This window comes from Vibrio sp. 811 (genome assembly GCF_033339195.1).
In genome coordinates this window covers 1-501 of the sequence record NZ_JAWOUB010001029.1, presented here as the reverse complement: position 1 = coordinate 501, position 501 = coordinate 1, and the positions used below count along the sequence as shown (strand labels likewise).

The window sequence follows — 501 nt, the reverse complement described above, 5'->3', positions numbered from 1 at the left end:
TACAAAAAAGCAGAAGACGTATTAGCGCTACTGCGTAAAACCATGGGTAGCTTACCTGTTGTTCCTGCGATTCCAGAAGTAGCAATTGAAACCACGCTAACTGAATGGGTTAAAACAGGTAACACACCGCAAGGCATCACCATGATGGACGAAGCTGAGTTAAAATCGGTACTTGAAGAAGGTGGCGTGATTCGCTGTAAGAAGCAAGAGCTGACCACAGATGAAATCCGCAATCACATCGCAGCTGACAAAGTCGTGACGAAACTTGCACTTAACTGGCAAGACCGAATCGAGTTCATCATGGCTGAAGATTCCGGCATCAAACGTCTAAAATTCTCAGATGAGTTGAAAGATCAAAACGACGATATCCCACGTGAAGATCAAGCGGCTCGCTTTGATGCTGACTTCTCACTAATGTGCGGTGAATTCAGCGCTTTCCTACCAAATCTATATGAAGCGCTAGGCGGCCTGCCTAACCCTAACGCATAAGATAACCCTACT

1 protein-coding gene is annotated in these 501 nt (G+C 45.7%); it reads left to right on the top strand.

Annotated elements, in window-relative coordinates; all coding sequences use genetic code 11:
• Positions 1-489 (top strand): recombination-associated protein RdgC (rdgC, locus tag R7Q46_RS30725; RefSeq protein WP_318078783.1); only part of this gene is annotated, 489 nt, incomplete at its 5' end.
• Between the last annotated feature and the right edge of the window lie 12 nt (positions 490-501).